This window comes from Achromobacter sp. MYb9 (assembly GCF_002975275.1).
Classification (GTDB): domain Bacteria; phylum Pseudomonadota; class Gammaproteobacteria; order Burkholderiales; family Burkholderiaceae_B; genus Achromobacter.
Map to the genome: position 1 here is coordinate 55,987 of NZ_PCOQ01000024.1, position 23,463 is coordinate 79,449.

At 66.0% G+C, this 23,463-nt stretch carries 24 protein-coding genes; 17 read left to right on the forward strand and 7 right to left on the reverse strand.

Annotated features, from left to right (window positions below):
* Window positions 1-43 precede the first annotated feature (43 nt).
* The 3 genes from trpE to rpe all read right to left on the reverse strand — a co-directional run bounded on the left by trpE (window position 44) and on the right by rpe (window position 3,305).
* Entirely contained in the window at window positions 44-1,564 is a 1,521-nt protein-coding gene (trpE, locus tag CQ050_RS25430) for an anthranilate synthase component I (protein WP_105559589.1), read from the reverse strand.
* Between the two features lie 289 nt (window positions 1,565-1,853).
* Complete coding sequence (locus CQ050_RS25435; protein ID WP_105559590.1) at window positions 1,854-2,561, reverse strand: phosphoglycolate phosphatase; 708 nt, start codon at window positions 2,559-2,561, stop codon at window positions 1,854-1,856.
* Between the two features lie 15 nt (window positions 2,562-2,576).
* Window positions 2,577-3,305, reverse strand: coding sequence for a ribulose-phosphate 3-epimerase (gene rpe / locus CQ050_RS25440; protein ID WP_105559591.1), 729 nt, complete (start codon window positions 3,303-3,305; stop codon window positions 2,577-2,579).
* A 128-nt stretch (window positions 3,306-3,433) separates the two neighbouring features.
* Here rpe and apaG point away from each other — a divergent pair, with 128 nt between their 5' ends.
* From apaG to CQ050_RS25465, 5 genes are all read left to right on the forward strand, one after another.
* Window positions 3,434-3,808 carry a Co2+/Mg2+ efflux protein ApaG gene (gene apaG, locus CQ050_RS25445; RefSeq protein ID WP_046805616.1) on the forward strand — a complete coding sequence of 125 codons (375 nt, stop codon included), beginning with the start codon at window positions 3,434-3,436 and terminating at the stop codon, window positions 3,806-3,808.
* 36 nt (window positions 3,809-3,844) lie between these two features.
* Window positions 3,845-5,146 (forward strand): murein transglycosylase A, encoded by a 1,302-nt coding sequence (locus CQ050_RS25450; RefSeq protein ID WP_105559592.1) that lies wholly within the window; start codon window positions 3,845-3,847, stop codon window positions 5,144-5,146.
* Entirely contained in the window at window positions 5,143-6,312 is a 1,170-nt protein-coding gene (locus CQ050_RS25455) for a UbiH/UbiF family hydroxylase (protein WP_105559593.1), read from the forward strand. Before CQ050_RS25450 ends, CQ050_RS25455 begins: the two co-directional genes overlap by 4 nt.
* Before the next feature lie 142 nt (window positions 6,313-6,454).
* Window positions 6,455-7,255 carry a DsbC family protein gene (locus tag CQ050_RS25460; protein ID WP_105559594.1) on the forward strand — a complete coding sequence of 267 codons (801 nt, stop codon included), beginning with the start codon at window positions 6,455-6,457 and terminating at the stop codon, window positions 7,253-7,255.
* 63 nt (window positions 7,256-7,318) lie between these two features.
* Window positions 7,319-8,275: a D-2-hydroxyacid dehydrogenase family protein gene (locus CQ050_RS25465; protein WP_105559595.1), complete on the forward strand. Its 957-nt coding sequence runs from the start codon at window positions 7,319-7,321 to the stop codon at window positions 8,273-8,275.
* A 66-nt stretch (window positions 8,276-8,341) separates the two neighbouring features.
* Here CQ050_RS25465 and ttcA read toward each other — a convergent pair whose 3' ends face one another.
* Together ttcA and folB are read right to left on the reverse strand one after the other, a co-directional pair.
* Window positions 8,342-9,436, reverse strand: a complete 1,095-nt coding sequence (gene ttcA / locus CQ050_RS25470) for a tRNA 2-thiocytidine(32) synthetase TtcA (protein ID WP_233214286.1) — start codon at window positions 9,434-9,436, stop codon at window positions 8,342-8,344.
* Window positions 9,437-9,438: 2 nt separating this feature from the next.
* Complete coding sequence (gene folB / locus CQ050_RS25475; RefSeq protein ID WP_006217044.1) at window positions 9,439-9,798, reverse strand: dihydroneopterin aldolase; 360 nt, start codon at window positions 9,796-9,798, stop codon at window positions 9,439-9,441.
* A 123-nt stretch (window positions 9,799-9,921) separates the two neighbouring features.
* Here folB and CQ050_RS25480 point away from each other — a divergent pair, with 123 nt between their 5' ends.
* Window positions 9,922-10,824, forward strand: a complete 903-nt coding sequence (locus tag CQ050_RS25480; protein ID WP_105559596.1) for an NAD(P)/FAD-dependent oxidoreductase — start codon at window positions 9,922-9,924, stop codon at window positions 10,822-10,824.
* A gap of 22 nt (window positions 10,825-10,846) precedes the next feature.
* Here CQ050_RS25480 and CQ050_RS25485 read toward each other — a convergent pair whose 3' ends face one another.
* Window positions 10,847-11,644 carry an alpha/beta fold hydrolase gene (locus tag CQ050_RS25485; protein WP_105559597.1) on the reverse strand — a complete coding sequence of 266 codons (798 nt, stop codon included), beginning with the start codon at window positions 11,642-11,644 and terminating at the stop codon, window positions 10,847-10,849.
* Between the two features lie 115 nt (window positions 11,645-11,759).
* Between CQ050_RS25485 and CQ050_RS25490 the strand changes: the two genes are divergently transcribed.
* The 5 genes from CQ050_RS25490 to CQ050_RS25510 all read left to right on the forward strand — a co-directional run bounded on the left by CQ050_RS25490 (window position 11,760) and on the right by CQ050_RS25510 (window position 16,116).
* The gene (locus CQ050_RS25490; protein WP_105559598.1) at window positions 11,760-12,710 is read left to right on the forward strand and encodes a LysR family transcriptional regulator; all 951 of its coding nucleotides are present in this window, start codon (window positions 11,760-11,762) and stop codon (window positions 12,708-12,710) included.
* Window positions 12,711-12,782: 72 nt separating this feature from the next.
* Window positions 12,783-13,751: a tripartite tricarboxylate transporter substrate binding protein gene (locus CQ050_RS25495; RefSeq protein ID WP_105559599.1), complete on the forward strand. Its 969-nt coding sequence runs from the start codon at window positions 12,783-12,785 to the stop codon at window positions 13,749-13,751.
* The gene (locus tag CQ050_RS25500; RefSeq protein ID WP_105559600.1) at window positions 13,752-14,417 is read left to right on the forward strand and encodes a 3-oxoacid CoA-transferase subunit A; all 666 of its coding nucleotides are present in this window, start codon (window positions 13,752-13,754) and stop codon (window positions 14,415-14,417) included.
* 1 nt (window position 14,418) lies between these two features.
* Entirely contained in the window at window positions 14,419-15,117 is a 699-nt protein-coding gene (locus CQ050_RS25505; protein ID WP_105559601.1) for a 3-oxoacid CoA-transferase subunit B, read from the forward strand.
* Window positions 15,118-15,153: 36 nt separating this feature from the next.
* Window positions 15,154-16,116, forward strand: a complete 963-nt coding sequence (locus tag CQ050_RS25510) for a tripartite tricarboxylate transporter substrate binding protein (RefSeq protein ID WP_105559602.1) — start codon at window positions 15,154-15,156, stop codon at window positions 16,114-16,116.
* Window positions 16,117-16,160: 44 nt separating this feature from the next.
* On the opposite strand, the gene CQ050_RS25515 is transcribed toward CQ050_RS25510, so the two are convergent.
* Window positions 16,161-17,936 carry a M61 family metallopeptidase gene (locus CQ050_RS25515; RefSeq protein ID WP_105559603.1) on the reverse strand — a complete coding sequence of 592 codons (1,776 nt, stop codon included), beginning with the start codon at window positions 17,934-17,936 and terminating at the stop codon, window positions 16,161-16,163.
* 28 nt (window positions 17,937-17,964) lie between these two features.
* On the opposite strand from CQ050_RS25515, the gene CQ050_RS25520 reads away from it, so the two are divergent.
* From CQ050_RS25520 to CQ050_RS25545, 6 genes are all read left to right on the forward strand, one after another.
* Entirely contained in the window at window positions 17,965-18,741 is a 777-nt protein-coding gene (locus CQ050_RS25520; protein ID WP_105559604.1) for an enoyl-CoA hydratase, read from the forward strand.
* A gap of 253 nt (window positions 18,742-18,994) precedes the next feature.
* Window positions 18,995-20,545 (forward strand): DUF1254 domain-containing protein, encoded by a 1,551-nt coding sequence (locus CQ050_RS25525; RefSeq protein ID WP_105559605.1) that lies wholly within the window; start codon window positions 18,995-18,997, stop codon window positions 20,543-20,545.
* Window positions 20,546-21,097: 552 nt separating this feature from the next.
* The gene (locus CQ050_RS25530; protein ID WP_105559624.1) at window positions 21,098-21,511 is read left to right on the forward strand and encodes an ATP synthase subunit I; all 414 of its coding nucleotides are present in this window, start codon (window positions 21,098-21,100) and stop codon (window positions 21,509-21,511) included.
* A gap of 87 nt (window positions 21,512-21,598) precedes the next feature.
* The gene (gene atpB, locus CQ050_RS25535; RefSeq protein ID WP_105559606.1) at window positions 21,599-22,480 is read left to right on the forward strand and encodes a F0F1 ATP synthase subunit A; all 882 of its coding nucleotides are present in this window, start codon (window positions 21,599-21,601) and stop codon (window positions 22,478-22,480) included.
* 118 nt (window positions 22,481-22,598) lie between these two features.
* Window positions 22,599-22,841: a F0F1 ATP synthase subunit C gene (atpE, locus tag CQ050_RS25540; RefSeq protein ID WP_003815363.1), complete on the forward strand. Its 243-nt coding sequence runs from the start codon at window positions 22,599-22,601 to the stop codon at window positions 22,839-22,841.
* Window positions 22,842-22,985: 144 nt separating this feature from the next.
* Window positions 22,986-23,456 (forward strand): F0F1 ATP synthase subunit B, encoded by a 471-nt coding sequence (locus CQ050_RS25545; protein ID WP_006227275.1) that lies wholly within the window; start codon window positions 22,986-22,988, stop codon window positions 23,454-23,456.
* Window positions 23,457-23,463 lie beyond the last annotated feature (7 nt).

The window sequence follows — 23,463 nt, forward strand, 5'->3', positions numbered from 1 at the left end:
TTTTCTCCGTGCGGGGCGGTATTCGGTTCGGGCGGGGCCGGGATCAGATGGGTTCGTCCAGGCCGTGCTGCACCTGTTCGGCGGCGCGCAGCACCGCGCGAGCCTTGGCTTCCGTTTCGGCCCATTCGGCTTCGGGGTTGGAGTCGGCCACGATGCCGGCGGCCGCCTGCACGTACAGCGTGCCGTCCTTGATGACGCCGGTGCGGATGGCGATGGCCACGTCCATTTCGCCGCCATAGGACAGGTAGCCGGCCGCGCCGCCGTAGATGCCGCGGCGCACGGGTTCCAGTTCATCGATGATCTTCATGGCCTCGACCTTGGGCGCGCCCGTCAGCGTGCCGGCGGGGAACGACGCGCGCAGCACGTCCATGCTGCTCATGCCGGGGTTCAGGTTGCCGGTCACGTTGGACACCAGGTGCATCACGTGCGAGTAGCGTTCGATGACCATGGTGTCGCTGACCTTCACCGAGCCCACTTCGGCCACGCGGCCCACGTCGTTGCGGGCCAGGTCGATCAGCATCACGTGCTCGGCCACTTCCTTGGGGTCTGCCTTCAGTTCGGCGGCCAGCGCTGCGTCCTCTTCGGGCGTGGCGCCGCGCTTGCGGGTGCCGGCCAGCGGCCGGATGGTGATCTGCGACTTCGGCACGCCGTTGTCCACCACGCGTTCCTGGCGCACCAGGATCTCGGGCGACGCGCCCACGACCTGGAAGTCGCCGAAGTTCCAGAAGTACATGTAGGGGGACGGGTTCAACGACCGCAGGGCGCGGTAGAGGGAAAGCGGCGAATCGCGGAAGGGCTTGGCGATGACCTGGCCCACTTGTACCTGCATCAGGTCGCCGGCGGCGATGTGTTCCTTGGCGCGGCGCACGGCCGCCAGATAGTCTTCCTTCTTGAAGTCGCGCCGCTCTTCGGTCTGCATGCTGGCGTGGCTGTACGGGATTTCCACCGGGCGTCGCAGGCGCGCGCGCAGGTCGTGCAGGCGCTGTTGGGCGCGGCTATAGGATTCGGGCTGGCTGGGGTCGGCGTAGACCATCAGGTAGATGCGGCCGGCCAGGTTGTCCACGATGACCAGTTCGTCCACGTGCATCAGCATCAGGTCGGGGGTGCCGCCTTCCATGCCAGCCGGGAACGGCTTGACGGCCGGCCCCAGGCACGGCTCGATGTGGCGCACCGTGTCATAGCCGAAGTAGCCGGCCAGGCCGCCGCAGAAGCGCGGCATGCCCGGGCGCAGGGCGACCTTGAAACGGCCCTGGTACTGCTCGATGAACGCCAGCGGATCGCCCTCATGCGTTTCCACGACCTGACCGTCGTGCAGCACCTCCGTCAGGGTGCCGCTGGCGCGGATCACCGTGCGGGCCGGCAGGCCGATGAAGGAATAGCGCCCGAAGCGCTCGCCGCCCACCACCGATTCCATCAGGCAGGTCATGCGGCCGGCCAGGGGGCCCGCATGCGCCAGCTTCAGGTAGATGCCCAGCGGCGTGTCCAGGTCGGCGTAGGTTTCGGCGACCAGCGGAATGCGGTTGTAGCCTTGCGCGGCGAGGGCCTTGAATTCGATTTCGGTCATGTCGGGGTCTCGTAAGCGATGGGGTGTTTGCTTTCAGACCGGGCGCACAACAAAAAAGCCCGGTCCAGGTTACTGGTTCCGGGCTTGGCTCTGTGGTTTACACAGCTACGGCACTAGGCGGCATACGCGTCCAGGGCCGGGAGGGATCATCGCCACCCGGAAGACAAACGCCACCAGCGCCACGAGGCGCCGAGCATTTGGTTCTGGGGATAAGCGTTCATTGATCCGAAATAAGTCTTTGATAATTCAGGTGTTGCCAGGCCGCGTATGTTTTAGCGGAGCGTCCTTTTCAGGAGGCTGCCGTGGCGGCGTTCTGGTTTTGGTTCCAGAGCGCCACCCACTGCGCGGCGTTGACTAGCGTGTCCACTATACCATCGACATCCAGCTCGCGCACGTCACGGCCTTCGTTGTAGCCGTAAGGCACCACCAGCACCTGCGTGCCCGCCGTGCGGCCGGCTTGCGCGTCATTGATCGAGTCGCCGATGGTCACGGCTTCGGTCACCGCCACGCCCAGCAGTTCGCAGGCGTGCAGCACCTGGTCGGGGTCGGGCTTGCGGCGCGCGCAGGTGTCGCCGCAGACAACCGCGTCGAAAAAGCCCGCCAGGCCGGTGCGCTGCAAAAGCGGCAGCGTGAACTCGGTGGGCTTGTTGGTGACGACGGCCAGCTTCAGGCCCTGGTCGCGCATGTGTTTCAGCCCGTCGATGACGCCGGGGTAGACCTGGGCGCGTTCGCCATTGACCAGGTGGTAGTGGCGGTAGAAGGCCTCGCGGGCGCGGGCGAAGTCCTCGGCCGACGGGTCGGCGGCATCCAGGCTGCCCGCCAGGCTGCGGCGGACCAGGTTGTCCACGCCCTTGCCGACGAAGGTGGCCACCACGTCTTCGCGCAGCGCGGTCATGCCGAGCTCCACGCGCATGGCATTGGCCGCGAAGGCCAGGTCGGGGATGGAATCCAGCAAGGTGCCGTCAAGGTCCAGCAGCGCAGCGCGAAAAGCGGTCATGTCGGGTCCTGGTCCTTAGATGGCGGTGGTTTCGCCGATGGCGATCTGTTCGCGCATGGACGTGATGATGCCGGCGTAGTCCGGCTTGCCGAAAATGGCCGAACCGGCCACGAAGGTGTCCGCGCCCGCGCGGCGGATCTCGGCGATATTGTCGATTTTGACGCCGCCGTCCACTTGCAGCACGATTTCCTGGCCGCCGGCCTGCATCCAGGCGTCGATTTTCGCGCGCGCTTCGCGCAGCTTGGTCAGCGCGCCGGGGATGAAGCTCTGGCCGCCAAAGCCCGGGTTCACCGACATGATCAGGACCAGGTCGATCTTGTCCATGACGTAGTCCAGATAGGTCAGCGGCGTGGCGGGGTTGAACACCAGGCCGGCTTTACAGCCGTTTTCGCGGATCAGGGACAGCGTGCGGTCCACGTGGCGGCTGGCGTCCGGGTGGAAGCTGATGTAGTCGGCGCCGGCCTTGGCGAACATCGGCACCAGGTCGTCCACCGGTTCAACCATCAGGTGCACGTCGATCGGCACCTGGACGTGGGGGCGGATCGCCGCGCACACCATCGGGCCGATGGTCAGGTTGGGGACATAGTGGTTGTCCATCACGTCCACATGGATCCAATCGGCGCCGGCGGCGACAACGTTGCGGACTTCCTCGCCCAGGCGGGCGAAGTCAGCCGACAGGATGCTGGGGGTGATGCGGGTGGAGGCCGTGGAGGATGACATGATGTTCGGGGTCGGGAAGGGCATAATGTGCCATTATTGCAGTTTGAGGCGCGATATCGGGAACCGCCCGGTCCCGCGGGTCCGAAAACTGCGTCATGCAAGCGTCCGGCGCCGTCATCCGGCCCCCGCGCCCAGCCACACAGGGAAGGACTGTGAAACCTTACGACCTTAGCGTCTCTGTCTCTCCGCGCTTCGTGCCTGAACAGTCCGATCCCGGCGAACAGCAGTTCGTGTTTGCCTATACCGTCCGCATCACCAATACCGGCGAACATCCCGCCCAGGTGATCAGTCGCCACTGGGTCATCACCGATGGCAACCAGCGCGTGCAGGAAGTGCGCGGGCTGGGCATCGTGGGGCAGCAGCCCCTGTTGGCGCCCGGCGAGACCTTCGAATACACCAGCGGCTGTCCGCTGCCCACCCCGGTGGGCACGATGCGCGGCACGTACCACTGCGTCGGCGAGAACGGGATTCCGTTTGAAGTGCCGATCTCCGAATTCGTCCTGGCCATGCCGCGCACCCTGCACTGAATGGCCCGGCCCGTTGCCCCGTTTTCTCCTCTGCTCATGAAGCGCATTCTTAGCCTGTCCGTGCTGTCGGTCCTGCTGGCGGCATGTTCCACGCCCTCCGACGTCCCGCCCGACTCCGGCGACACCGGCCTGCCCGGCACACGCCCTCCCACGGCCGAAGGCCCCCTGGTGGTGCCGTCGCTGTCGGCCCTGCCGGATACCGCGCCGCGGGCGCTTGCGGGCAAGTTCAAACCGGCAAGCTGGTCCGAGATGCCGGGTTGGTCCAACGATGACCTGACACAGTTCTGGCCGCTGTTCCTGCGCAACTGCCGCGGCTTGATGCGGCCCACCAGCGGCAACCTGGCCGCGCCCGCGCGCGCCACGCCGCGCGCCTGGCAGCCGGTGTGCGCCGCGGCCGTCGACCCCTCCCGGGCGCCGGCCGCGGGCGACGGCGAGGGCGTGCGCCGCTTCCTGCAGACCTATCTGCAGCCGTGGCGCCTGAACGCGGCCGACGGCAAGCCGGCCACCAATACCGTCACCGGCTACTACGAACCCCTGGTGCGCGGCTCGCGTCGCCAGGGCGGCAATTACCAGTGGCCCCTCTACGCCGTGCCCGCCGATCTGCTGACGATCGACCTTGGCTCGATCTATCCGGATCTGGCCGGCAAGCGCGTGCGCGGCAAGCTCGAAGGCAAGCGCGTGGTGCCCTATGACACCCGCGCCGCGATCGAGTCGTCCGGCCGCCGGCCGCCCGTGGTCGTGTGGGTGGATGATCCCGTCGACAATTTCTTCCTGCAGGTGCAGGGCTCGGGCCGCGTGCAACTGACCGACGGCCCCGATACCGGCAAGACCATCCGCGTGGCCTACGCCGACCACAACGGGCAGCCTTACGTGTCCATTGGCCGCTGGCTGATCGACCGCGGCGAACTGACCGCCGACCAGGCGTCCATGCAGAACATTCGCGCCTGGGCCCAGCGCAACCCCAAGCGCGTGCAGGAAATGCTGAACGCCAACCCCGCGGTCGTCTTCTTCCGCGAAGAGCCGGTCATCGACCCCGAACAGGGCCCGAAGGGCGCCTACGCGATCCCGCTGGCACCCAAGCGTTCGGTGGCGGTCGACGCCACCTTCGTGCCGCTGGGCACGCCGGTGTACCTGGCCACGACGTTCCCGGCCTCCGACCGGCCGTTGCAGCGGCTGGTGTTCGCCCAGGATACGGGCACGGCCATCCGCGGCGCGGCGCGCGCCGACTTCTACTGGGGTTACGGCGAAGAGGCCGGGCAGCAGGCGGGCCGCATGAAGCAACGGGGCCAGATGTGGGTGCTGTGGCCCAAGCAAGCAGGGGAGCCTTCGGCAAGATGACCCATCAAATCGTCGTTTGCGGGGCCGGCATCGTGGGCTTGTCCACGGCGTTGGCGTTGGCCCGCCGCGGCCAGCGCGTCGCCGTCCTGGCGCCGCGCACCACGGTACCGGCCGCCGATCCCAACCGCTATCACCCGCGCGTCTATGCCATTTCGCCCGCCAGCCAGCGCTTTCTGGCCGAGCTGGGCGTATGGGACGCCATGCCCGCGTCCCGGCTGATGCCCGTCGAAGCCATGGAGATCCATGGCGATGCGGACGGGCAGGTCAACCTGAACGCCTGGCAGGCGGCGCTGCCGCAACTGGCCTGGATCGTCGAATCCGGCGAGATCGAGCGCGTGCTGGTCCAGGCCGTGCGCATGTTCGGCATCCCCTGGCTGGAAGACCGCTGCACGGGCTACCAGGATGGCGCGGTCGATACCGAAAGCGGCACGCGCATCCGGGCTGAGCTGTTCGTGGGCGCCGACGGGGCGGCCTCGCCGCTGCGCACGGCCGCGGGCATGAAGCACGATGCCGTGTCCTATGACGACACGGGGCTGGTCGTGCATCTGGACGCCGAACGCGCCCATCAGGGCACGGCGATCCAGTGGTTCCGCGACGACGGCGTGTTGGCGCTGCTGCCGCTGCCCGATACCGCCGACGGCCCGCAAGTTTCCATGGTGTGGTCCATGCGCACCGAACCGGCGCAGGCCTTGCTGGCATTGCCGGCCGACGCGCAGGCCGCCAGGCTGGAAAGCCTGTTGGCCGAGGCCTCCGAGGGGCGCCTGGGCCGGCTGAAGGTGCGCAGCAAGCTGCACGGTTTTCCGTTGACGCTGGAGCGCGCCCAGATGGTGGCGCCCGGCATCGCGCTGGCCGGTGATGCCGCGCACCGCCTGCACCCGCTGGCGGGGCAGGGCCTGAACCTGGGCCTGGGCGACGTCGAAGCGCTGGCCCGCACGGTGGCCGATCGCGAGCCCTACCGAACGGCGGGCGACCTGCGCGTGCTGCACCGCTACCAGCGCGCGCGCGCCGAACCGGTGCTGGCGATGCGCCTGGCCACCGACGGCCTGCACAAGCTGTTCGCGTCCCGCGCCACGCCGCTGGTGTGGCTGCGCAACGCCGGCATGCATTGGGTCGAAAAGGCGCCGTTGGTAAAGCGCCGCCTGATCGCCGGCGCATCGGTCAATTAAGTCCTGCCGCGGCGGGCCGTTGAACCTTGGCCCGGGGCGGCAGTCTGACAGGCATTCGCGCGGCGTTCGGACCCGTCCCCGCCGGCACTGCCGGGATGCGTTACGCTTGCGTCCAAAGAACACGATAAGTACAGGAGTACTGATGAACTTCCGCATCTCCGCCACGCTGGCGGCTTGTTTCCTGGCCGGTGGCCTGGGGTTGTCCGCCACCGCGCTGGCGCAGGCGCCCGCCAAGGGCGACAAGTCCGTGTCCACGCAGTCCGTCGGTCAGCCTGGCAAGGACGAAAAAAGCGTCTCGACCACGCAGGTCGATCCTGTTGCGGATGCCGTCAAGGAACGTTTCCAGCAGCGGTTCACCGGCATGGACGTGACGGCCGTGCGCCGCACGCCCTATGGCCTGTTTGAAGTGCAGTTGGGCATGGACCTGATCTACACGGACGAAAAGGTCACCTGGGTCATGGAAGGGCCGTTGATCGACGCCATGACGCGCCGCGACGTTACCCGCGAATCGCAAGAAAAGCTCAGCGCCGTCTCGTTCGACCAACTGCCGCTGGACCTGGCCATCAAGCAGGTCAAGGGCGACGGCTCGCGCAAGGTCGCGATCTTCGAAGATCCCAATTGCGGCTATTGCAAGCAGTTGCGCAAGACGATGGAAGACCTGGACAACGTCACCGTCTACACCTTCATGTACCCGATCCTGTCGCCCGATTCCAAGGACAAGGTGCGTGACGTCTGGTGCGCGGCCGACAAGGGCCGTGCTTGGGACGACTGGATGGTGCGCGGCAAGAAGCCCGCGACCGCCCGTTGCGACGTGCCGGAAGACAAGCTGCTGGCCCTGGGCCACAAGCTGATGGTGCGCGGCACGCCGACGCTGTTCTTCGCCGACGGTTCGCGCGTCAGCGGGGCGATCCCGCTTGACCAACTCAATGCCCGTTTGAACTGACCGGCGCCGCGCGCCGGCCGGGTAGGCTGGCGCGGCTAGCGCCACGCCACCCGGAGACCCCACTTGAAAATCGCAATTCTCGACGATTACCACGACGTAGCCCGGCGCTATGCGGATTGGACCTCTTTGGGCGGCGGCGCCGAGGTGCAGATCTTCAACAACTTCATCCCGGACGAACAGGTCGAGCCCACGCTTGAGCCCTTCGACGTGATCGTGGCCATGCGCGAGCGCACGCCGTTCCCCGCCGAGCGCATCCGCGCATTGCCCAAACTGCGCCTGCTGGTCACGACGGGCATGCGCAACAACGCGATCGACATGCCGGCCTGCACCGCGCAGGGCATCGTCGTGTGCGGCGCGCCCGGCAGCGCGGACGCCAGCACCGCCACGGCCGAACTGGCCTGGGCGCACATCCTGGGCCTGTTCAAGCACCTGCCCGCCGAAGACGCGGCCATGCGCCGCGGCATGTGGCAAACCGCCATGCCCGAGCCTCTGGCCGGCAAACGGCTGGGCGTGCTGGGCCTGGGCAAGCTGGGCGCTGCCGTGGCCAAGGTGGGCCAGGCGTTTGGCATGGACGTGGTGGCCTGGAGCCCCAACCTGACGGACGAGCGCACCGAGGCTGCTGGCGTCAAGCGGGTGGACAAGCACGAACTCTTCGCAACGTCGGACGTCGTCAGCCTGCACCTGATCCTGTCGGACCGCAGCCGCCATGTAGTCGACGCCGCCGCATTGGCCGCGATGAAACCCACCGCCTATCTGGTGAACACGTCGCGCGCCGGCCTGGTGGATCAGGAAGCGCTGATGGACGCGCTGGTGAAGTTCCGTATCGCGGGCGCGGGCCTGGATGTGTACGCGGAAGAGCCGCTATCGCCCACCGACACCGTCCGCGATCTCGACAACGTGATCCTGACCCCGCATCTAGGCTATGTCAGCCGCGAGAACTTCGAGGCGTTCTACCAAAACGCGTTGGAAGCCGTGAAGGCGTTCCAGGCGGGCAAACCCATCCGCGTGCTGAACGCGTAGCCATGCGTCGCAGGCGAAAAAATGGCCGCAATGACGCGGCCATTTTTTTGCGCGCAACGGCTTATATCAGCTGCGCGTGAACGTCACCTTCTTTTCGATGATTGCGCCCGGTTCCAGCGCATTCGGCGTGTCGCCACACGCGTCGTCGCCGTCTTCGTCCGGATCCACCGCGTCAAACGCCGTGTCGCCATTGGCGTCCGGCACGCCCGTGGGCTTCAGGCCCACGAAGTCGAACAGGTCGCGGTCCATCAGGTGCGACGGCACCACGCGCGACAGTGCGTTGAACACGTTCCACGAGCGGCCTGGATGCTGCTTGTCCCAGTCCTTGATCATCCGGCCCACTTCCTTGCGCTTCAGGTTTTCCTGGGAACCGCAGAGATTGCACGGGATGATGGGGAATTGCTTGAGTTCGGCGTAGGCGATCAGGTCCGATTCGGCCACATAGGCCAGCGGGCGGATCACCGTGTGGCGGCCGTCGTCGGACACCAGCTTGGGCGGCATGCCCTTGGCCTTGCCGCCGTAGAACAGGTTCAGGAAGAAGGTGGCCAGAATGTCATCGCGGTGGTGGCCCAGCGCAATCTTCGTGGCGCCCAGTTCGGACGCGACGCGGTACAGGATGCCGCGGCGCAGGCGCGAACAGAGCGAGCACATCGTCTTGCCCTCTTCCAGCACGCGCGTCACGATGGAATACGTGTCTTGCGTTTCGATATGGAAGGGCACGCCCAGTTCCTTCAGGTACTGGGGCAGGATGTGGTCGGGGAAATCAGGTTGCTTCTGGTCCAGGTTGACCGCGATCAGCTCGAACTTGAACGGCGCGCGCTTTTGCAGCTGAAGCAGGATGTCCAGCATCGCATAGGAATCCTTGCCACCCGACAGGCAGACCATGACGCGGTCGCCTTCGCCGATCATGTTGTAGTCGGACAGCGCGCGCGTCGTCTCGCGGGCCAGGCGCTTGGTCAGCTTGTTGCCTTCGTAGCGGGCCTTCTCCGCAGCAAGCGCATCTTTTGCGCGCGGCGTGGGGGCCGCCTCCCCGCCGGGCCGCCCCAAGGGGGGAGTGCCCCCTTGGGGGGCAGCAAGCGCATCTTGTGCGCGCAGCGTGGGGGCTACATTCTCGTCGGTTTCGGTACGGAAGCGGATGCCGGGGGGAGCGATATCGTTCATGGTCAACGGGTAATCTGTATTTCCACGCCCACCGCCGCACAGTCGGAAAAGGCCATGGGCTTGCTGATGCGAAGGCGCAGCGAGCGGATTTCCTGGAAGTCGGCCAGCAGGCGCGCGGCGACTTGTTCGGACAGGGTTTCGATCAGGTTCACATGCGCCTGCGTGCATTCCTCGACGATGGCTTCGCGCAACCGGCGGTAATCCAGCACGCTGTGGATATCGTGATCGTCGACCGAGCGCTGGATATCCACGTCGAACTCGGCGTCGACGTGCAAGGGCTGGGTGGCGCGTCGCTCGTGTTCAAGGATGCCGATGCGGGCGTCGAGCGCAAGCCCGGAAAGGATGATGCGGCGTGTGGGCATGATGGAAACCTGGGTGGGACAGGCGGGATTGTAAGGCGACAGCGGGCCGGGGGCGGCGCGCTGGCTACAATTCGGCCATGTCCGGGCGTCTTCACGACGCCGGCGCAGTCAATAAGGGGTGAAATGCAACAGATGCACGATGCGGTCATTGTAGGCGGCGGCCCGGCCGGCGCTTCCTGCGCCCTGTGGCTGGCCAGGCTGGGTCTGTCCCCGCTATTGGTCGAAGCCGGCCCCCGCCTGGGCGGTCTGGCCAATGACAACCCGTTCGCCGACGATTGGATCGCCGTGCTGCCCGGAGTGACCGGCCAGCAGGTGGCGGCCAACATCGACACCAGCGTGCGCGCGGCCGGCGTGCCGCTGCGCCTGGAAACCCGCGTGACTGGCGTCTTGCCCTGCAAGGGCGGCATCCAGGCTACCCTGACCGGCCTGGACGGCAGCCAGACCCAGGTGCGCGGACGCACGCTGGTGATCGCCTCCGGCGTGCGCGCCAAGGGCTTGCCGGACCACCCGCCTGGGGCGACGTGGCCAGGCGTGCTGATCGGCCCGGGGTCCCCCATCGTCGCGCAGGACTACTCCGGCCTGTCGGTCGCGGTGCTGGGCGGGGGCGACAACGCGTTTGAAAACTACGTCTATGTGCGCAATCGCGGCGCCCGCGCCGTGCATCTATATGCCCGCAGCGTTCGCGCCCAGCAACAGTGGGTGACGCGCGCCGGCCGCGAAGGCGTGCGCATCGGACCGTACCAGGTAGATCCCGTCCGGCGCAGCGTGGACGGCCAGCCCTACGACCTGATCCTGGTCTTCTACGGCTGGGAGCCGCAAGCCGCCTTTGCCGACGGCCTGCGATTGGCCCGCGACGATCGTGGCTACATCCGCACGGATGTCGCCACCGCCGAAACCAGCGTGCCCGACATCTACGCCGTGGGCGAAGTGGCGCACCGGATGCATCCCTGCGTCGTCACCTCGCTGGCGGACGGCGTGGTGGCGGCCAAGGCCATCCAGCGGCGCTGGGAGCGGGCAGGGGAATAAGCCACCCCGGCGCGCCCCGCCCCTAGCGCGCCAGCAGGAACTCCAGCACCGCGTCCATGAATTGCGCAGGCAATTCGATGTTCGACAGGTGCACCGCTGGCAGCTCCAGCAACCGGGCGCCGGGCACCGTGGCCGCGATGGCCGCGCCATGGCTGGCGGCCGTCACGGTGTCATCGCGGCCCGAGATGACCAGGGTCGGCGCCGTGATCAGCGCGATGGTGCGGCGCAAGTCCGCGTCGCGCACCGCCGCGAACGCACCCGCCAAACCGTGCTTGTCGGTGGCCATCAGCATGGCGCGGAACGCGTCGATGACCGGGCCGCCGGCTTGCAGCATGCGGGCGGGAAACCAATTGCCCAGGAACATCTCGGCGGTATCGGTCATGTCGGCCGCCCGCAGCGTGGCGGCGATGCGTTCGTCCCATTGCGGCGCGGGCCCCAGGTAGGCCGACGTGTTGGCCAGGACCAGCCGGCCGATGCGTTCCGGCGCGTGCACGCCCAGCCATTGCCCGATAAAGCCGCCTAGCGACAACCCCAGGAAATGCGGGCGCGGGATGGCCAGGCCATCCAGCAACTCGACGACGTCGTGGCCCAGCCGATCCATCGAATAGGCGCCCGCCGGCACGCCCGATGCGCCGTGGCCGCGCGTGTCGTAGCGCAGCACGCGGAAATGTTGGGAAAGAGCGGGAATCTGGCCGTCCCACATGTGCAACGTGGTGCCGATGGAATTGGACAGGACCAGCACGGGCAAGCCGGCGGCGCCATCAAGGCGGTAGGCCATCCGGACACCGTCGCCGGTGGTGAAAAACGAGAGGTCTTGCATGGCGGTCTCTGCCTTGTCAGGGAAAGGGTGAGGCAAATCGTAGTTGCGTGGCATGCGATAAGAAATTACAAAGTCTGGACGATCATTCTCAGAAAAACGGACACTGGAGCCCCACATCAGCGACTTCACCTTGCACGATCTGCAGTGCTTCGACGCCGTGGCGCGCGCGGGCGGCTTCCAGGCCGCGGCCCAGGCCCTGCATCGTTCGCATCCCGCTGTGTTCGCGGCCGTGGCCAAGCTTGAACGCCAGCTGGATCTGGCCTTGCTGGACCGTAGCGGCTATCGCGTGCGGCTGACGCCGGCGGGGCAGTCCTTTCATCGCCGTGCCCAAGGCCTGCTGCGCGAACTGGAAGGCCTGCGCACGCATGCCGCGCAGTTGGCGATGGGCGAAGAAAGCGATCTGCACGTGGTGATCGGCGATCTGTGCCCGCGGCCGTGGATGCTGGCGGTGCTGAACCGCTTTTCCGCGCAGTGCCCCGGCACGCGCCTGCACCTGCACTTCGAAGCCGTCGGCGGCCCGGCGGAACGCCTGCTGGATGGTGACGCGGATCTGATCCTGCACCGCGTCGACAAGCAAGAGCCGCGCGTCGAATGGCTGGACCTGGCCAAGGTGCCGTTCATTCCGGTGGCGGCGCCCGGCTTTTTTCCCGCTGCACGAGCCCGTGCCGTCAGCTTGCGGCAATTGCGCGAGGCCACGCAATGCGTGATGCGCGACACGGCTCGCCATACCCCGCCGCGTGATTACTTCATGGTGGATGGCGCGCCGCAATGCACGGTGCCGGACCAACTCATGAAAAAGGACGTCATCCTGCAAGGCATGGGCTGGGGCCATCTGCCGCGGTTCCTGATCGAAGACGAATTGCGCGACGGCGGGCTGGTGTCGATCGCCAGCCGCCATCTGCCGGGCAGCGTCGAGGAACTGGTCGCCGCCCGGCGCAGCGACCGCCCGCAGGGGCCCGTCGCCAACCGCCTGTGGCAGGCGCTGCAGGAAGAGGCCGCGGCAAAGCCGCAAGTCCAAGGCCTGCGTTCACCTCAGGCGAAGGCCGCCCTCCAGATTGCAGAATAGGCATTTGCCCGCGTCGCGCACACACTCTGTCTCCACAAGTTGATCAATCAATGATCACGTCGGGAGACAAGCATGTTGCACGCGCATCGCTGGCTGGCTGCCGGCGCGATGGCATTCGTCGTGGCAAGCCAGGCCCATGCCGCCTGGCCTGAACGGCCGATCACCCTCATCATCCCGGCCGCGCCCGGCGGCACCACCGACATCGCCGCGCGGCTGATCGCCGACAAGCTGGGCGTCAAGCTGGGGCAGCAGGTCATCGTGGAGAACCGCGCGGGCGCCGCCGGCATCATCGGGGCGCAGACGATGGCGCGCGCCAAACCCGACGGCTACACCTTGCTGATGGGCAACATCGGCCCCAACGCGATCAACTACGCTCTGTACAAGACGCTGCCCTACAAGCCCGCCGATTTCGCGCCCGTGACGTTGGTGATATCAGTGCCCAACGTGCTGGTGGTGAATGAAGCCTCGCCAGCACGCTCGGTCGCCGACCTGCTGGCCTTGGCCAGGAAGGACCCGGCCAAGGTGTCGTTCGGCAGCTCCGGCGCGGGACAGTCGCCGCACCTGTCGGCTGAACTCTTCAAGCAGCGCGCCGGCATTCCCGGCACGCACGTGCCCTACAAGGGCGCGGGCCCCGCGGTTGCCGCGCTATTGGGCCAGCAGTTCACCTTCATGATCGACAACCTGCCCAGCTCGATGCCCTTCATCCAGTCCGGCAAGCTGCGCGCGCTGGCCGTCACCAGCGACCGCCGCCTGGCCGAATTGCCCGACGTGCCGACCATGGCCGAGGCCGGCGTGAAGGACATGGTGGTGACGGCATGGTTCGGCCTGGTCGCCCCGGCCGGCACGCCTCAGGCCGTCGTCGACAAGCTCTACGCGGCGACGCGCGACGTGGTGCGCAGCCCCGAAATCAGCGACCGCTTCAAGGCCATGGGCGGGCAGGCGGGCGGCAATACGCCGGCCGAGTTCAGCGCGTTCATCGACCAGGAGCGCGCCCGCTGGAAACAGATCGTGGATACGGCCGGACTGGCGCAGGAGCAATAAGTGATCGACAAGATTCAAGCATCTATGGCAGAGGCCGTGGCGGTTATTCCCGACGGCGCCTCCGTGCTGGTGGGCGGTTTTGGCGAAGCAGGCGTGCCCTACGAACTGCTGCAATGCCTGGCGGAATCGGGACGCCGCGATCTGACCATCATCTCCAACAATGCGGGCACGTTCGAGCGGGGCATTGCCGCGCTGCTGATCCGCAAGCAAGTCCGCAAGATCATCTGCTCGCATCCCCGCCCGCCGAATTCCGACGCGTTCGCGCGTGCGTTCCGTGCCGGCGAGGTGGAACTCGAATGCGTGCCGCAGGGCACGTTGGCCGAGCGCTTGCGTGCGGCGGGCGCCGGACTGGGCCCGTTCTACACGCCCACCGGCTACGGCACGGAACTGGCCGCCGGCCGGCGCCAGGAGGTGATCGACGGCGTGGGCTATGTGCTGGAACATCCGCTGCGCGGCGACTATGCGCTGATCCGCGCGCACCTGGGCGACCGCTGGGGCAACCTGATGTACCGCCACGCGGCGCGCAACTTCAACCCGGTGATGTGCATGGCCGCGGGCCACGCCATCGCGCAGGTCGACGAGGTCGTGCCGTTGGGTTCGTTCGTGCCCGAACAGGTCATGACGCAGGGCATCTTCGTGAAATCCGTGGTGCGGGTGGAGGCCTGACATGCAAGACACTATCGGCTTGACCCGCCAGCAGATCGCGCAGTTGCTGGCCAGCGACATCCCCGACGGCTCCATCGTCAACCTGGGCATCGGCATGCCGACGCTGGTGGGTGACTACCTGCCCACCGACAAGGACATCCTGCTGCACAGCGAAAACGGCATCCTGGGCATGGGCCCCGCCGCCAGCGGCGACAACGTGGACCCCGACCTGATCAACGCCAGCCGCCAGCCGATCACGCTGTTGCACGGCGCGTCCATCACCGAGCACACCGTGTCGTTCGCGATGATGCGCGGCGGCCATCTGGACTACGCCGTGCTCGGCGCCTTCCAGGTATCTGCATCCGGCGACCTGGCCAACTGGAAGACCGATGCGGCCGACGCCATTCCCGCCGTGGGCGGTGCGATGGACCTGGCCGTGGGCGCCAAACAGGTGCTGGTCACGATGGAACACCGCGGCCGTGACGGCACGCCAAAGGTGCTTCGGCAATGCACTTATCCGCTGACTGGCAAAGGCGTGGTGACGCGCATCTATACCGACCTGGCGGTGATCGACGTGACGCCCGGCGGCTTGAACGTCTACGCCATGAAAGCGGGCGTCAGCGCGGCCTTTTTGCGTTCGGTGACCGATGCGCCGCTGAACTTCCCGCAAACGCCGCGCGTCATCGTGTTGGACCTGGCGGGCGCTCCGCGCTACGCCTGACGGTTTGCGCCCGCTTGAGGGCCAAGGAGATCCCTGATGATCCGTTCCCTTCTGATCGCCGTGTCGCTCGGCGCCCTGTCCCTGGGCCCCGCGCAGGCCGCGCCCGTGTATCCCGACAAACCGGTCACCCTGCTGATCCCGTATCCGCCGGGCGGCAGCGCCGATATGCTGGCCCGTCCGCTGGGTGCGGAACTGCAGAAGAAGTGGGGCCAGCCAGTGGTGCTGGAATACAAGCCGGGGGCGGGCGGCGCCATCGCATCCGCGCAACTGGCGCGCGCCAAACCCGACGGCTACACATTGCTGATGGTGCTGGCCGCGCATGCCATCAACCCCAGCCTGTACCCGTCCTTGCCCTACGACACCCGCCGCGATTTCGCGCCGGTCTCGCTGGTGGCGACGTTGCCCATGCTGGTCGCCGCGCCCTTGTCCACGCCGGCCAATACCATTCCGGAACTGATCGCTTATGGCAAGGGCCACCCCGGCAAACTCAGTTTCGCGTCGGCGGGCAACGGCAACACCAGCCATCTGGCCGCCGAGATGTTCAAGAGCCAGACGGGCGTGGACATGATGCATGTGCCGTACAAAGGCAGCGGGCCGGCGGTCGTCGCCTTGCTGGGCGGCGAGGTGTCGCTGATGTTCGACAGCATCTCCACGTCGTTGCCGCAGGTGCAGGCGGGCAAACTGAAGGCGATCGCCGTGACGGGCGAACGCCGCTCGCCCTTGCTGCCGGACGTGCCGACGGTGGCGGAAAGCGTGCCGGGCTTCGTGGTGAACGGCTGGTACGGCGTGCTGGCGCCGGCGGGCACGCCGCCCGACGTCGTCAACGCGTTAAGCCGCGGCATTGCCGAGGCCGTGGCGCTGCCGGCGTTAAAGCAACAACTGGCGGGCTACGGCTACGAAACGGTGGGCTCCACGCCGGCCGAATTCGCCAGCCATATCGACCGCGAACTGGAGACGTGGAAAAAAGCGGTGGAAGTCTCGGGGGCCAAGCTGAATTAAGCAGGGACCGGCGGGTCCCTGTTGCTAGACTCCGTCGCGCCGCGCTACACCGTCAACACGCAGTCCAGCGCTTCGGGGGCGCGCAGCTTCGCGCGGAATGCACGTAGCTCGTCGCGGCGGAACACATGCACCGTCACGCGGTCGCCCGGGCGGTATTGCGCCAGCAGCAGGTCCAGGCCGGCGGGCGCATCCACCCGCAACCCATCCACCGCCACCAGCACATCGCCTGCCGACAGGCCGGCCTGATGGCCCGCGCCGCCTTCCAGCACGGTGGCCAGCAGCAGGGAGTCACCCTGTTTGCGGGTGCGCACGTCCAGCGACGGGATGTTGGCGGTTGTCTTCCATTGCAGCGTGATGCCTTCGGCGGCCAGCAGTTCGGCCAGCGGCACATCGGCCGTGCCGTAGGCGTGGCGCGCGATGAAGCGGCGGGCGTCCACCCCGGTGGCCTCCTGGATCAGCCCGGGCAAGCCATCTTCGGGCAGGCCCTGCGGATGGCCTTGATAGAAGTCGCGCCCATAGCGGTCCCAGAGCAGGCGCATCACATCGTCCAGCGAATGCCGGCCCGCGCTGTCGCGTCGGATCAGCAGGTCCAGGCCCAGCGCCACCAGCGCGCCCTTGGTGTAGTAGCTGACCAGCGCGTTGGGCGAGTTCTCGTCCTGCTTGTAATAGCGGGTCCAGGCGTCAAACGAACTTTCCGCCACCGACTGCTTGGCGCGGCCCGGCGTGCGGGCCACGCTGGTGATGGTCTTGGCAAGCAGGCGCAGATAGTCGGACTGCGTGATCGCGCCGGAACGCAACAGCAGCAGGTCGTCGTAATAGGACGTGAAGCCTTCGAACACCCACAGCAGGCGCGTCAGGTCGGGCTGGTCCAGGTGATAGGGCGCAAAGGCCTGCGGCTTGATGCGCTTGACGTTCCAGGTATGGAAGTACTCGTGGCTGACCAGGCCCAGAAAGCCGCGGTAGCCTTCGCCCTGGCCTTGCTGGCCCACCACGGGCAGGTCCTTGCGCGACGTCATCAGCGCGGTGCTGGCGCGATGCTCCAGCCCGCCGTACCCGTCGCCCGTCACCATGGTCATGAAGACGTAGCGGTCGGTGCTGTCCAGGAAAGGCGCGCGCTTCGTGCGCGGTTCGAAGAATTCGATCTGCGTTTCGCAGATCTTCTTCACGTCGCCCGTGATGCGGGCCAGGTCCAGGTTCGGCGTCACGCCGGTGAATACGAGTTCATGTTCCGCGCCGTGGGCGGTGAAGGTCGCCACGTGCGGCGTGCCCATTTCCACGGGATGGTCGATCAGCGCATCGTAGTCCGGCGCCAGGTACAGGCCGAAGCCGTGGCGGCGGGCGGCGCCCCGATGGCCGCGGGCTTCCGGCAGGCTGGTGTAGACCTTCCAACCGTCCAGCCCGCGTGGCGGCGCAAGATCCAACAGGCAGGGCAGGTGATCCTGGCCGTGCACGCGTAGGAACACGCTGGTGCCATTGAAGAAGCCGTGGCTGTCATCCAGATGCGCCCCGCGCACCGACAGGTCCCAGGCGTAGACCTCGTATTCGACGCGCAGCGGGCCGTCGCACGGCGCGGCCTGCCACGTGTGGTTGTCGATTTTGTCGACATTCACGCGCCGCGTGCCGGCATGCGCCGACAGGGATTCGATCTGGCGCGAGAAATCGCGGATGAGATAGCTGCCGGGAATCCACGCCGGCAGCGACAGGCGCTGGCCTTCCGGAGAGGGCGTGTCGATGGTTAGGGTTATCCGGTAGCGGTGTCCTGCCGGATCGAACGGCGCAAGGCGGTAAAGTATCGGAAAAGCGGCATCTGATTTTTTCATGCTTCTATCTTATTACTGGAGACATTCAATGAGCGAGTCGTTTGTACTGGTCGAAACCCGGGGCCGCGTCGGCCTGCTGACGCTGAACCGCCCCAAGGCGCTCAATGCCCTGAACGATCAACTGATGGACGAGCTCGGCGCGGCGCTGCTGGCGTTCGAGGCGAACGCCGACATCGGCTGCGTGGTCATCACCGGCAGCGAGAAGGCCTTTGCCGCGGGCGCCGATATCGGCGCGATGAAAGACTGGTCGTACATGGACGTGTATGGCAGCGAATACATTACCCGCAACTGGGAAACCCTGAAACGCATCCGCAAGCCCGTGATCGCCGCAGTCGCCGGCTACGCACTGGGTGGCGGCTGCGAGCTGGCCATGATGTGCGACATCATCATCGCTGCCGACACCGCCAAGTTCGGCCAACCGGAAATCAAGCTGGGCGTGATCCCCGGGGCCGGCGGCACGCAGCGCCTGCCGCGCGCCGTGGGCAAGGCCAAGGCGATGGACCTGGCGCTGACCGCGCGCATGATGGGCGCGGAAGAAGCGGAACGCGCCGGGCTGGTGTCGCGCGTGGTCGCCGCGGACAAGCTGCTCGAAGAGGCGCTGGACGCCGCCGCCGTCATCGCCTCCATGTCGCTGCCGTCCGTCATGATGGCCAAGGAATGCGTGAACCGCGCGTTCGAAAGCTCGCTGAACGAAGGGTTGCTGTTCGAGCGCCGCGTGTTCCATTCGCTGTTCGCCACCGAAGACCAGAAGGAAGGCATGGCGGCTTTCAGCGAAAAGCGCAAACCGGACTTTAAACACCGTTAATTGTTGTTACGTCCGCGCCGCAGGCGTGGGCAAGCCCGAATCCTTCGACGCGCCCGCACCGGGCGCGTTTTTCATGGGCGGCCAGGACGCGTTTCCCCGTTGCGCCTTGAAACGTCTGGGCAGCACCTTGTTGCAGGGATCTTCCCTATGCTGGTTAAGCGTCATCAAGAGGTGCCGCGCCAGAGCGGCTTGTCCAACCTGGCAAGTCCCGCGCGGCGGCTCGCTTGCAAACAAAATCAAGAAGGAGCCTTGCATGCGTACTTATATCGCCAATCGCCGGTGGTCCGCCGCGATTCTTGCGGGCGCGCTGAGCGCCTGCTTCGTGACCGCCACTCAGGCTCAATCCCCGCAGTCCACGCTGCGCCTGGTGTCCGAAACCCCTTATCCCGCCACGACCGCCGCGCCGCAGATGAGCGAGCAGGAGCTGCGCGATACGGCCATCGACGCCTATGTGTATGCCTATCCCATGGTGCTGATGGAGCTGGCGCGCCGCAAGGCCACCGCCGTGCAAAGCCCGCTGGACGGCCGCGCGCCGGTGAACCAGTTCGGCCACAAGACGGCTTTCCCGGACCCGCGTGCCGCCGATACGCCGTGGCCTAGCGCCGACGCGCTGTACTCCAGCCTGTGGTTCGATGTGTCGCAGGCGCCGCTGATCGTGAACCTGCCCGACACCGGCGGACGCTATTCCGTGTTGTCGGCGCTGGACATGTGGAGCGACGTGTTCGCCTCGCGCGGCACCCGCACCAACGGCCGCGGCCCGCAGTCCTTTGCAATCGTCGGCCCGAACTGGCAGGGCAACGTGCCCGCAGGCGTCGACGTCATCCGCAGCCCCACGTCGACCGGCTGGCTGATCGGCTGGACGCAGACCGGCGGGCCGCAGGACTACGCCGCGGTCAACCAGATCCAGGCCGGCATGACGGCCGCCCCGCTGGTCGCGCAGACGGCCTCCACGCCGGTGCGCGGCGGCCGCCACAGCGGTAACGCCTATCCGCAGACCGGAACCGGGGTGGGTTCGGCCCCGATCGGCAGCGGCTTGCCGATGCCCATGCCGGTGAACCTGCCCGACGGCACGCCGGCCGAGCAGGCGGCCAGCATGGATGCGGCGTCGTTCTTCACGCTGTTCTTCGATGTGTTGCGCAACAATCCGCCGCATGCCAACGATTCGCCGATCCTGGATCGCATGCGCCGCATTGGCCTGGACGGTCGCCAGCCGTTCTCGTATGGGCGCTTGAGCCCGGCCGTGCAGCAGGCTTTGGCCGACGCCCAACCGCTGGCGGGCCGGCGCATCGCCGATGGCGTATCGCGTCTGGGCACGCCGATCAACGGCTGGAACACGGTCCTGTCAGGCATCGGCACATATGGCACGGACTATGCGCGCCGCGCGGCCATCGCCTATGCGGGTCTGGGCGCGCCGACGCCGGAAGACGTGTTGTACCCGGTGACGGTGGCCGACTCGAAGGGCCGCCCGCTGGACGCAAGCGAGGACTACGTGCTGCACTTTGACAAGGGCCAGCTGCCACCGGTCAATGCGTTCTGGTCGCTGCATGTCTATAACGACAAGCACGGCTTCGCCGACAACCCGGCCAACCGTTACGCGCTGCGCAGCACCGACGGGCTGAAGTACAACGCGGACGGATCGCTGGACATCTACATCCAGCGCCGCGACCCCGGCGACAAGAAGCGGTCGAACTGGGTCAGCACGCCGGCCGTCGACGGGCCGTTCTTGCTGAGCCTGCGCCTGTATTGGCCGCAAGACACGGCGCTGGACGGATTGTGGGCGCCGCCGCCGGTCAAGGAAGACTAAGCCTTCACAAGCGGTTGGCACCGCCAGCCGGAACAATGCGGCCCCGATGTCCGGGGCCGCATTATTTCAAGCGGGGCAGGGGGGTTGCGCAAGCCTTGCGCAGCGCGCTTGAGCGCCACGTTCGCGTCCCTATTTTTGGTGTTCGCGTTAGGGCGTGAGGGCCGTTGTTTGCACCTTACAAACGGCCGAAAGTTCATTTGCTTGGGCAAAAAGAATCACGCTATACTCTGCGGGTTTGACGCTTGCGGGATAAGAACACGTGGCGGCTGGTAAGCAGTGAATGGATGCGGAATGCGGGGAAGAACGCGAAAGCAAACGCTGAGCAAATGCTGCAAAGCAAACTAAGCGAATGCTGAAAAGCGGACCCAGGCAGTCTGAACCCAGGCACTAGCGCGTATTTGAAAGCGGTGCCTTTGACCTATGTAGGGCCAAAGGATCAGGTTTCAAGTGCGGGCACGCCGGTTCTGATAGGGGCAAGAAGTACAGCGGGGAAGTTTGATGCAGCAGAACTCGATGCAACATGTGCAACAGGGTTTGTTGGACCAGGACGAGATGGATAAAGTTCTGGTTCTTAGCGACGCGGATCGCGCGGCGCTGAATGCTCAAGCTAGCCGCGGGCTCCTGTTGGCATTGGCGGCGCAAGGCGCCATGGGGCTCGCAGCGGCAGTAATTGCGGGAGTTGTCGGAGGGGCGGCGGCTGGTTGGTCGGCGCTGGCGGGGGCGGGAGCGTATTTCATACCCAATGCATTGTTTGCATTGCGCCTGGTTGTCAGCGTTCGGGCCGGTCGCGCCAACCCTTTTACCTTTCTCTCTGGTGAGTTGATCAAGCTGTTCGCAACGGCATTGTTGTTGTGGATGCTTTCGCGTGTGGCTCAGGACACCCTGGTGTGGCCTGCCGCGTTGCTCGGTCTGATACTCACATTGAAGGGCTACCTCCTGCTCTTGATGTTCCGCAAGTTGTCTTAGCGCCGAGTAGTAAGTAGCGGCAAACGTGATCGTGGAATCGTCCGGCTCGCAAGGGTTCGGGCATACAGCAAATAGGGTAGGATTCAAATGGCTGCTGCCAGCGACGTGTCGCCTCAGTCCGCGTATATTCAGCATCACTTGGTGCACCTGAACAATACCGGTGAGAAACAGAGCGCAATTGCTCAGTTCGACATCATCAATTACGACTCGTTGTTCTGGTCCGGCCTGATGGGTCTGATCGTCATCTTCTTTCTGTGGCGCGCTGCTCGCCGCGCCACCAGTGGTGTGCCGACCCGCTTCCAGGCTTTTGTGGAAATGATCGTCGACATGGTCGACGACCAGGCCAAGGGCATCGTCCACAACGCCAAGAGCCGTCTTTTCATCGCCCCGCTGGCGCTCACCGTGTTCCTCTGGATCATCCTGATGAACGCGCTGGACTTGCTGCCGGTTGACCTGCTGCCTTCCATCTGGCGCCTGACCGGCCTGGGTGCGGACCACGGCGACCCCCTCTATTACCACCGCATTCTGCCGACCGCCGACCTGAACGTGCCGATGGGCATGTCGCTGGGCGTGCTGCTGCTGATGTTCTATTACGGCATCAAGATCAAGCACCCGGGCGGCTTCGTCAAAGAACTGTTCACCGCGCCGTTCCATGCGCATGGCCTGGGCGCCGTTGTGCTGGCCCCGTTCAACCTGCTGTTGAACCTGATCGAATACGCCGCCAAGTCCGTGTCGCTGGGCATGCGGTTGTTCGGCAACATGTTCGCCGGCGAACTGATTTTCATGCTGATCGCCCTCCTGGGCGGCGCCTGGACCGGCTTTAACGGCGCCAGCATCGGCTTGGGAATTGGCCACGTGCTGGCCGGCTCCATCTGGGCGATCTTCCACATCCTGATCGTTCTGCTGCAGGCCTTCATTTTCATGATGCTGACGCTGGTGTACCTCGGCCAGGCACACGAAGGCCACTGATCCCCCGAATTTCTTGCGCTGGCCACCCGGCCAGCGTGGGATAGCAAGATTATCTTGCATTGAGCTGTACCTCTTATTTTTCAATTTTTGACTTCAGATTTCTAACCAAGGAGTTGTCATGACCAACGTCGCTTTCGTTGCCCTCGCTTGCGGTCTCATCATCGGTTTGGGTGCTATCGGCGCTTGCATCGGCATCGCACTGATGGGCGGCAAGTATCTGGAAGCTTCGGCTCGTCAGCCTGAGCTGATGAACGCTCTGCAAACGAAGATGTTCCTGCTGGCTGGCCTGATCGACGCGGCATTCCTGATCGGCGTGGGTATTGCCATGCTGTTCGCCTTCGCCAATCCGTTCGTCGGCTAAGGCAGCGCCCGCCGGCGAATAGGCGGGTCATGACGCTGGCGGCGATGTGGGCGCAAGTCCCGTCGCCGGTCAGCAAAGTATCGAGTGCTCCGTGACGCCCCTTTCCGGGTGCGGTCGGAGCCGCAAGGTGTTAAAGGAACGACCGTGAATCTGAACGCGACGATCATTTTCCAGATGCTCGTGTTCTTCGTTCTGGGCTGGTTCACGATGAAATTCGTGTGGCCTCCTCTGACGAAGGCGATGGACGAGCGCCGCCAAAAAATCGCCGACGGCCTTGCCGCCGCCGAGAAGGGCAAAGCCGACTTGGCTCAAGCCCAGGCGCGTGTCAGTCTTATCGAGGCTTCTGCCAAGTCCGAAAACCATGCCCGCATCATCGAGGCCGAAAAGCAAGCCGCCTCCCTGATCGAGCAAGCCCGCCGTGAAGCGGAAGCTGAACGCGCCCGTATCGTGGCTCAAGCTGCTCAAGATGCCGCGCAGGAAGTCCAGCGCGCTCGTGACTCGCTGCGCGACGACGTTGCCGCGTTGGCTGTCAAGGGTGCTGAACAGATCCTCAAGCGCGAGGTTGACGCCCGCGCCCACGCCGAGCTGCTGAACCAGCTTCGCGCGCAGCTTTAATCCGGGA